Origin of the sequence: Shimia sp. MMG029 (genome assembly GCF_027947445.1) — a bacterium.
In the GTDB taxonomy this organism is placed as follows: domain Bacteria; phylum Pseudomonadota; class Alphaproteobacteria; order Rhodobacterales; family Rhodobacteraceae; genus Shimia.
Map to the genome: position 1 here is coordinate 126,897 of NZ_JAQJIM010000009.1, position 8,516 is coordinate 135,412.

The following is an 8,516-nucleotide window of genomic DNA, read 5'->3' on the forward strand; positions in this document are numbered from 1 at the left end:
TAGCGAACGGCCCAAAGCTGCCTTTGAACACTACTCAAAATGCTGCAGCGCCACGGTCAATACCTCGCGGAATTTTACTTAACATCGCAGTATCGTCTTCTCAGCGGAGCTTGGCTGGCCTACACAGGCTTGAGTTGTACTTTATGGACTTTATCAATGTATATTAGAGAATTGCGTCTAAAGAATTTTCGTTGCTTTGGGAGTGAAGAAGAGGTCATTGACCTTGATCCGGAGATGACGGCTTTCATCGGAGATAACGGCAGTGGGAAAACGACCGTTTTGAAGGCTATCCAAAGGCTGTTCGGCAGTACATCCGCTGAACGAAACCTGAGGCGTGATGACGTCCACTTTGGCGTTGGGGAAATACCCGGTCCTGTCATCCAAGGCGACGAAGCACAGACTGTGCCCATCGTATCCAGCAGGGAAATTTATATTGAAGCTATACTCGATTTTCCTGAATTGGTTACGTCCGGCGAGGACGCATCCGGTACTGGGCTTGATGCCTCAGTTGAGACTTTTCATGCGATGTCATGCTCTGGACCAGGGCAGCCGCTTCAAGCCAGAATTCGGCTTGAAGCCAATTGGGAATTTGGAGTCGATGAAGACGACATTGATCAAAAGATCTATTGGATCACTACAACTGAAGATGTTCCATTTGGTGACGACGACGTAGCCAAAATTCCGATGCCTGCAGCGCAACGTAGACGGATCCAACTGAAATACTTACCAGCGACGCGAAACAACTCAGCGGTAGTTAAGAATGCGATGAAAGAGCTTCTCGTGTGGCTTGAGAAGTTCGGAGACCTGACCTCCGGGAAGCAGCAGCTTGAAATCCAGAGAACCGAGTTACAAAAGGTTTTCGACAAGCTTCCTGCCGTGAATGGCGTTGTCCGTGAATTGTCAAAAAATTGGGGGAAGCTGTTCAAGGGCGAATTATATTCGGAAGCCAAGCTCAGCATACTTGCGCAAGAAATTCACAAAGCCCTTCGTGATTTAACTCTGAAGTTGAGTCCATCAGAAACGGGTGCAGAATATGCGATCGAGGACCTGAGCGAGGGACAGGCATCACTTCTTTACATCTCCATTGTCGCAAGTATCATTCAGCTAAATGAACGCCATATCGGTAAATCAGTTGAAGGTTATCGTGATGTCCCTGAACTAAGGCCTTGGCTCACGATCATTGCCCTTGAAGAACCCGAAAATCATCTATCGCCGTTTTATTTGTCTCGAATGATAGCACTGATGTCCACGCTGTGCGCAAGCGATAGTGCAATGGGGATATTGACGTCCCATTCGGCTGGAGCAATCAGGCGAATTGACCCAGAAAAAATTCGCTATATGCGACACGACGAGCGTAAACGAAAGTCTTATGCCGCAAGAATAACCCTTCCTACTAAGACTAGCGAAAAGTACAAATTCATATACGAGGCATTACGTTCGAACCCCGAACTGTACTTCGCAAAGCTGGTTGTTCTTGGTGAAGGTCGCTCCGAAGAAATTGTTCTTCCTAGGATGGCGAAAGCATTTGATCCAAGGTTAGACCTGGACCCAGCTTTCGTTGCGTTCGTTCCTTTGGGCGGTCGCCATGTCCATCATTTTTGGAAACTGCTCAATGATCTGAATATCCCTTACGTAACTTTGTTGGATTACGATTTTGGACGTTACAATGCTGGCCCCTTACGCCTCAAATATGTGACAGATCAGTTTTCCTTGGTTGGAATTGAATATCCTGAAGGAAATCTCAAAGATGCCTCGGCGTGGAGGGCCTTAGATGCAATAGAAGTAAACAAACGCTACGCTTGGGCAAAAGAACGTGGAGCGCATTTTTCGCTGCCACTCGATCTCGACATGATGATGCTGAAGGCGTTCCCACAACAATACCAATTGATTTCAAATATCGCGGACGGCTCTGAACTCAAAGCTCAAGACTACGAAAAAAGCGTTTTCGGTGAAGCCGGAAAGGGTCTCTCTGACTATACTCAGACGCCAGCACCAACCGCAATTGAACTGGCTATTTACGAAGACTTATTTAAGAAGGGCAGCAAGCCGATTTCACATATTGAAGCGATGTCTTTGTTGTCTGATTCAGAGTTAAAAGCCAGCTGCCCAGTAGAGCTTCAAAACCTTTTCAAAGACTGTGCCGTTCGCCTCGGAATTGATCTTAATCCTGAGGCTGAAGAATGAGGTTCATTACATCAGATGAATGGTCGCCAAGCGATGGCGTTCAACTCGATCAAGACAGCCTAAATGTCGTTCGAAGTCAGATGTCTCAAGCTATTCAAGCTGGACCCGGGGCTGGAAAAACTGAACTACTTGCGCAACGCGCCGCGTTTCTATTGCAGACCAACACTTGTCCTGCGCCAAAGAAAATTTTGGCGATTAGTTTTAAGCGAGACGCCGCCAAGAATTTGAAGGATCGCGTCGCAAAGAGAGTAGGCCCAGAGCTGTCGGGACGATTCGACTCTTTTACCTTCGACGCGTTTGCAAAAGGAATTTTGGACCGCTTTCGCGAAGGCCTACCTGCCTGGGTTCAGCCTGACCGCGACTATGAAGTCATATTTCCGGACTGGCGAATGTGGAAGGAATTCGGTGATAGACCAAATTTAGACGAACCTTTCAGCCAAGAAACATTTCATCAAGACACCGTAAAGAATGGTCATGCCTACTTGGGGAGCGTACCGTCTCCGTTCCCAATGAAACGACCAGATCCAACATCACCTGTAGAGGCGATGGCACTTGGCTGGTGGAAGAACCAACTCTCGAGAACCCCTCAAACTCTAACTTTTGACATGGTCAAGACCCTTGCACATACCATCGTACACCACAATTCGCCTATTAAGAGTGCGTTCCTAAACAGTTATGCCCATGTATTCTTGGATGAATTCCAAGACACAACCTTGCCGCAATATGCGTTGTTGAAAGAGATATTTGGTGGATCGAAATCAGTTTTGACTGCAGTTGGAGACAACAAACAGCTGATAATGACCTTTGCTGGAGCGACAAGTGAGAGGTTTCGTCAGTTTTCGACCGATTTTGGGGCTCAAGATGTGGCCTTGGCATCCAATTTTAGATCCAATCGGAGAATCGTGGACATAATAAACTCAATGGCGAAGGCGATTGAGCCGAATTCAATTACTGTCAAATGTTCTAAAGTTGACACGGTCCCTGCAGTTTCTGATGGTATCATACAATTTCCAAGCAATCATGACGAACGCGAAGGCCTTGCCGACTTTATCTTCCGTGAAATCGAAAACACCAGTTTGAGTGCCAATGATTTCATTGTTTTGGTCAGGCAGAAGGCGGATGATCACGAAAATGACGGCCTTAGAGCCGCCTTTGAAAGCAAAGGCTTGGCGCTGAGAAATGAAGCGCGAACCATCGGTCAAAGTGGAATTTCGTTACAGGACTTATCGTCAGAACCGTTAGCCCAAGCAGTTATTCTGTTTATTCAAGTTGCAACTGGTGATCGTCGACACAGGGCATATTCTGAGCTTGTTCAATTAATGTCTACTTCGCATGGCTCAATGAGTGAACGAAGTGTGGAGCAATTTGAGCTGGAGCAAACATTGCGAAAGGCGACAAAAGCGTTCAATGAAATGACCACTTCATCCGACGGCTCATTCTCGTGGAATGCCTTGGTCAATTTGATCACGACGGAGCTCGGAGAGGACAAGCTGCGTAGGTTGGCCCAAGAATACAAGAACCCCGAACGGGTTGCCAAAATTAAGAACGGTATCGCAGCGTTCCTCGCTGAATGCTCAGAGGGTGCCGATACTTGGCTTGAGCTTGTCGATCGGTATCAAGGCGTCGATCAAGTTCGTCTAATGACGGTTCATAAGAGTAAAGGGCTGGAAGCGCACACAATAATTTTCTTCTCGCTAAAAGATAGTTCATTCTACCATAAAGCGGACATGGATGAGGAAAAGCTAGCCTTTTTCGTCGCTGTTTCTCGTGCAGAACAAAGAGTGTTCTTTACGAAAGGTCACGGGGGGACTTCAAAGTTAGTGCCGCTCTATGATCTGTTAAAACAAGCGGGCGTCCCACACATCCTGAAATTCCCGTAAAGGGCAAGCTCTCTTAGCGCGCATGGAGTATTACGCACCAGCAGCGAAGGTCCGCTGACCGCCCGTCGGGCCTGAGGCGGTCGTTCTTCGTCTGGTTTTTCGCACCCGCGGCGAATGGCTGGAAAGTCCGCTCTTTCTAGTTCAAGCGCCACGCCGCAAGCTGCATTTGCTGCACCTGCATTCGTCTGGCCTGCTAAGTTCGTGATCCCTACCGGATTGCCGTTCGCACGTAATCTGGGTTCGATCCGATGATTTCAGGCCGAGTCGATTCTGTTTGCAGGTTGCTACACCTAATAGGTTGTGGCCCCTCACTTTGCTCTCCGGTTCAGAGGCATGCTTCAGAGATAACCTCTAGAATTGCCTTCGCCAGCTCACTTCGAGTTCAGCCAACTCAGCGGCCAATAATGGCACACGCTTTGATCCATAGTACGCGGGACACATCATCGCCAGCGCCATGTACTCGACATAGCTGTTCAGAAAATACGCGTTGGAATCGCCCATCCAGAGATTGATCAACTCTGCCCATCTCGCTGCGGAAGCGGTTTTCAAGGCTTCGTTAGAGACGCTGCGGGCTTCTTTGATCATACCCCATATATCCTCCCCGCCGTGGTGCTCGATCTGTGCGGACAGGGTTTCAAAATCTGCGTCGTCGGCTTGATCTGTCGCGATATCGAATGCAAATGGCAGTGCCAGGGCCAAAAGATGAAGCCTCGTTTCGGGTAGCCAAAACGGATCATCGGGTCGCTCGAATGCGTAGGTCTCAGTGTTTGACTTAGTCGGTTTGATCTCCCTGAGCGTCCAATCCAGAAAGCCGTTTTCTCACCGCAACGCGACCTCATCACGGTGATTGATCACATCCACAATATGACATGAATTCCGATACTTAGCAGCGAGTTCCGCAGCTCCATCGAACGTGTCCACGTAGATTTTCCCCGAATTGATCAGGTTCTCTTGGCGAAATACAATTGAAGCATTAGTCATTAGTTTTACTCTCATTATCTTTCCAGCTCTCGAACGCGCTTTCGTTCAAATTCGAGCTCCATCTGCAAAAGGTTTTTTTCTACTTCGACCTGCCGCTCAAGTGCAGCGCCTTCTCGATCAAGGCGGTCGTTAATCTGTTCTGTCTGTCCAAGGCTTCGCTCACTTTGTTCAAATGCGTCTCCAACCTGGTTTGCCGCTCTGCCAGCATTTTGATCTGATCGGAACAGGCCCTGAAGTGCTGAGATTGCGTTTTTACCAAGGCCTCGAATTCGACTGCCAAGCTCTCGAATTCTTCCAAAAGCGCCCTCTCGATCATCGTCAGATTCTCGGTCATTCAGTCCCCCAATTTTACGCAAGGCCGTTCGCCACAGCTCCAACCCGCTTCCGCGTTGCTCGGCAGAACCAAGAACGTCCCCGTTGCGTTGGTTTCGATGCTTGCTGCTCGGAGATTCCACATCGCCCACAGGCTCGGCCCCGTCCAAAACAGGTTGCTCGCAAGAGCCGCGATCAGAGCGCTCATCACGATCCACAGTTTGGGCCGCTCGCGGATCTCCATCAGATCCTGATTGATCACCTTCTTTCTGGACATCACGGAGGTCTGAATCGCCGAGAGCTGGCTCTGGATATCTCTCTCGAACCCATTCAGCGCGTCTCTCGATGATCGCCTCAAGTCGTTCGCGAGCTGCTGCTGCTCGTCCAGCATCAGCATCTTCAGGCGATCCTTGTTTTGCTTCGATGCCGCCTTTAGCTGTGCGCTCAAGCTCTTCTTCTCTGGTCCAGTCGCTTTCATAAATACGTCCTTTCAGTCGCCAACGATCCCCCGTCGCGGGATCGAACGCAGTCACATAAGACTTGCCTTGCCTTGGTGTTTCCAAGCCTGCCGCATGCAAGGCCTCGACTAGGTCGGCCCGCTCGGAGATCTCACCCGCAACAATCTTCTGCTCTAGGTATTCTGTAATGGCTTCGCGGCTCTCCAGCCGTGCCGAGCTCTCAGAGGTGCGCTGCTGCGTTCTGGCTCTCGCGGGGTCATCGGGCCGCGCCCAGCCGTGTTCGTAGTTGTAGGCATCCCTGAGTGGCGCGTAGGACCGTTCCCAACCAGGAGGAGCGACATTGAACGCCTTTCCCGTTGCGATGTCCAAGCGCGGGGTCAAAAAGTGCAACTCAACGCGCCCGCCCTCCGTGTGGCTATGGCGCACCCAAGTGATGTCGAACCGATCGTTCGCAAACCCCGCAAATGCGACACGCTCGAAGTCATCCATGAGGTTATTTTGCTGCTGCTCAGTAGGCGCATCTTCGATGGCGAAGCTGAGGACGCCAGTGGTGTATTTCCACTTGCGGTCAATCGCATCGATTAGCTCAACGGTTCGCGCGATATCGCCGCGTACAACCTTTGGTGCCGCGCCTTCACGTCCCGAGCGCTCAGGGTCAATCAAATAGTTTGCGATGCCACTGCCTCCCCCAGTACCACCGAAAAACTTAATCAGCATCGGCCACCTCATGCCGTTGGCGCAACGCTGTAAGTTCACGCTCAATGGAGACGAGTTCCGATAAGATCGCCAAACGATCCGCGTAGCGCTGATCGCGGTTTGCCCATCTTGCGAGTTGGTTGAGGTTGTTGCCCAGCCGCGCGAGCTGAAGCAGCAAAGCGGGATCAACAGGACGTGGGCCACGCCGCTTGCGAACAACGACGCCATTCATGGACTGGCGCGCGAAGTCAGAAAAGCTGACGCCCCTTGCGTGGGCTTTCGCGAACCATTCATCGCGCTGCTGGGGTGTGGTTCGGATCTTCACCCACATGACGTGCCCGCTTCGGTGCCCCGGTCACTTCCAAACAGGTTTGCGACCCGGTGCCCCAAAACTATGGGGAGTAGGCTTGTTTCATCGGCTGAAAGCCGATTGAGGGGATCGAAGGGGAGGCGCAGCCACCCCTCGCCAGCCTCTTGGGCCAGCAAGCGAAGCGTGGCCACAAGAGTATGCTGGCTAAAGCCACGAAGCCACGTCAAACCATCATCCATCGTCATAGCCCCACCGCCCGCAACTGTTCTGGTGTCACCAACCCGCGCTCCACCATCGCAGCCGCTTGCTGAGAAGAAATCGTCCTGCACAGCGCGTGCTGCTCTCGTACCCAAACGGCGAGTCCTTCGACTGCCGTATCGGCTCGCTGCTTAGCCAATTCACCTTCGGCGCGGGCCTTTTCCACGTATGGCCGCCAACGCCCCGACTGAAACCAATTGTCTGAGAAACATACCTTAGATCGAGTAAAGCCAGCCGTCTCAGTCGCATAGGCATGGACAGCGCTGGCGAGGTCTTTGGCGTCGACACCTTCCGCCAATGTTTTGCGAATTTGAGAGATGCAAACTGCTTTCCTGCGAACGCGATCCTCGGGGTAGGCGACTAGAATTCTCTCTGTTACCTCATCCTCCGCTGAGGACTTTGCGGGCGAAGGATCTGGGTTTTGATATGGTTTATATCTGTTCCTTAAGGATTTGCCCCCGGGGGCAGACGGGTGGCCCTCAGAGGCAAATGCATCGATTTCCTTTTTGGTCGGATCGATTTGCCCATCTGGGCAAATGGAATTGCCCAAGGCATACCAGCACGTCCTATCATAGCGGTCGTCGTTAAAGTTCCCTTTCAGGATCAGACCCGAAGCCACGAGTTTTTCAAGCGCTGTGCGGATCTGTTTGCCACTCAGATAGGGGAACAATTCGCCAAAGGCCGAAATGGAGTTATACGTCCAGTATCGGCCCTCGCGAAAGTTGTTGCGATTGGCTTGGTTCTTCTCGACCCAAAAGACGATGTTCTGGAAAATGACAGCCGCATTCAGGCCGACCATCTTGGCAACCTCGGGATCAAAGCTGTGGCGGCTCATTTGACACCCCCACGGCCGTCTCAGAGAGGGCGAACGGGCAAGGCTTCATGTCCCTACCTCAGGATTTAGGTTTGACAAACCGTCGTTAAACAATTGGCATTGGGAGTGCGGTTTGACGCTTCCTTTTCGGCTATGTAAATGAAATTTTTGCTTTAGGAGTGGATTGAAAATCCTCGTGTCGGTGGTTCGATTCCGCCCCCGGGCACCATTAAAGAACTGACCGTTCGATTTACCCTCTAACACCTTGAAAGGTAGCGCTAAATCGGCGGTTCTAGCACCTTGTTTCGGGCAATATCTGATGGGGGTGGTGAAGGCCAGTTTGAGCACTAGTCGACGTGCCTTGACTGTGCCATTTTCCCATATTTTCCATGGGTTTGAGAGGAATGTGAGGGCCGGTTCTAGTTTTTCTTCAATCGAACCTTTCGACTGAGCCTGTTTGCCCAAATTTTCCATCATCAGAGCTTTCTGACGTTCGAGGGTCTCAACCTTGGTTTCATAGCGGTGGATGATGGTGTCGTTGGAGGCAGACATGATCCGCTCCAGGATCGCTTCGATCTCTTTTTCAAGGCGTTTGAGCTCGCGCTTTCCTGATGCAATGATAT

At 51.0% G+C, this 8,516-nt stretch carries 6 protein-coding genes and 1 pseudogene; 2 read left to right on the top strand and 5 right to left on the bottom strand.

Features of this window, described 5'->3' with window-relative positions; translation table 11 throughout:
• Window positions 1-156 precede the first annotated feature (156 nt).
• Together PJL69_RS18125 and PJL69_RS18130 are read left to right on the top strand one after the other, a co-directional pair.
• Window positions 157-2,184 carry an ATP-dependent nuclease gene (locus PJL69_RS18125; RefSeq protein WP_271310926.1) on the top strand — a complete coding sequence of 676 codons (2,028 nt, stop codon included), beginning with the start codon at window positions 157-159 and terminating at the stop codon, window positions 2,182-2,184.
• On the top strand, window positions 2,181-4,064 hold the full coding sequence (locus PJL69_RS18130) for a UvrD-helicase domain-containing protein (RefSeq protein WP_271310927.1): 1,884 nt from the start codon (window positions 2,181-2,183) through the stop codon (window positions 4,062-4,064). The genes PJL69_RS18125 and PJL69_RS18130 overlap by 4 nt, the downstream gene beginning before the upstream one ends.
• 351 nt (window positions 4,065-4,415) lie before the next feature.
• On the opposite strand, the gene PJL69_RS18135 is transcribed toward PJL69_RS18130, so the two are convergent.
• The 5 genes and pseudogenes from PJL69_RS18135 to PJL69_RS18155 all read right to left on the bottom strand — a co-directional run.
• A complete protein-coding gene (locus PJL69_RS18135) occupies window positions 4,416-4,763 on the bottom strand; it encodes a hypothetical protein (protein ID WP_271310928.1) in 348 nt (115 codons plus the stop codon).
• A gap of 296 nt (window positions 4,764-5,059) precedes the next feature.
• Window positions 5,060-6,532 carry a relaxase/mobilization nuclease domain-containing protein gene (locus tag PJL69_RS18140; RefSeq protein WP_271310929.1) on the bottom strand — a complete coding sequence of 491 codons (1,473 nt, stop codon included), beginning with the start codon at window positions 6,530-6,532 and terminating at the stop codon, window positions 5,060-5,062.
• The gene (locus tag PJL69_RS18145; protein WP_271310930.1) at window positions 6,522-6,842 is read right to left on the bottom strand and encodes a plasmid mobilization protein; all 321 of its coding nucleotides are present in this window, start codon (window positions 6,840-6,842) and stop codon (window positions 6,522-6,524) included. The genes PJL69_RS18140 and PJL69_RS18145 overlap by 11 nt, the downstream gene beginning before the upstream one ends.
• Before the next feature lie 220 nt (window positions 6,843-7,062).
• Window positions 7,063-7,878 carry a hypothetical protein gene (locus PJL69_RS18150; RefSeq protein WP_271310931.1) on the bottom strand — a complete coding sequence of 272 codons (816 nt, stop codon included), beginning with the start codon at window positions 7,876-7,878 and terminating at the stop codon, window positions 7,063-7,065.
• Between the two features lie 81 nt (window positions 7,879-7,959).
• Window positions 7,960-8,516: pseudogene (locus tag PJL69_RS18155) on the bottom strand (hypothetical protein); the annotation flags it as partial.

Excerpts from the sequence above, each read along its gene's own strand:
- PJL69_RS18125 (WP_271310926.1), top strand. The coding sequence starts at position 157 with ATGTATATTAGAGAATTGCGTCTAAAGAATTTTCGTTGCTTTGGGAGT.
- PJL69_RS18130 (WP_271310927.1), top strand. The coding sequence starts at position 2,181 with ATGAGGTTCATTACATCAGATGAATGGTCGCCAAGCGATGGCGTTCAA.
- PJL69_RS18140 (WP_271310929.1), bottom strand. The coding sequence starts at position 6,532 with ATGCTGATTAAGTTTTTCGGTGGTACTGGGGGAGGCAGTGGCATCGCA.
- PJL69_RS18145 (WP_271310930.1), bottom strand. The coding sequence starts at position 6,842 with ATGTGGGTGAAGATCCGAACCACACCCCAGCAGCGCGATGAATGGTTC.
- PJL69_RS18150 (WP_271310931.1), bottom strand. The coding sequence starts at position 7,878 with ATGGTCGGCCTGAATGCGGCTGTCATTTTCCAGAACATCGTCTTTTGG.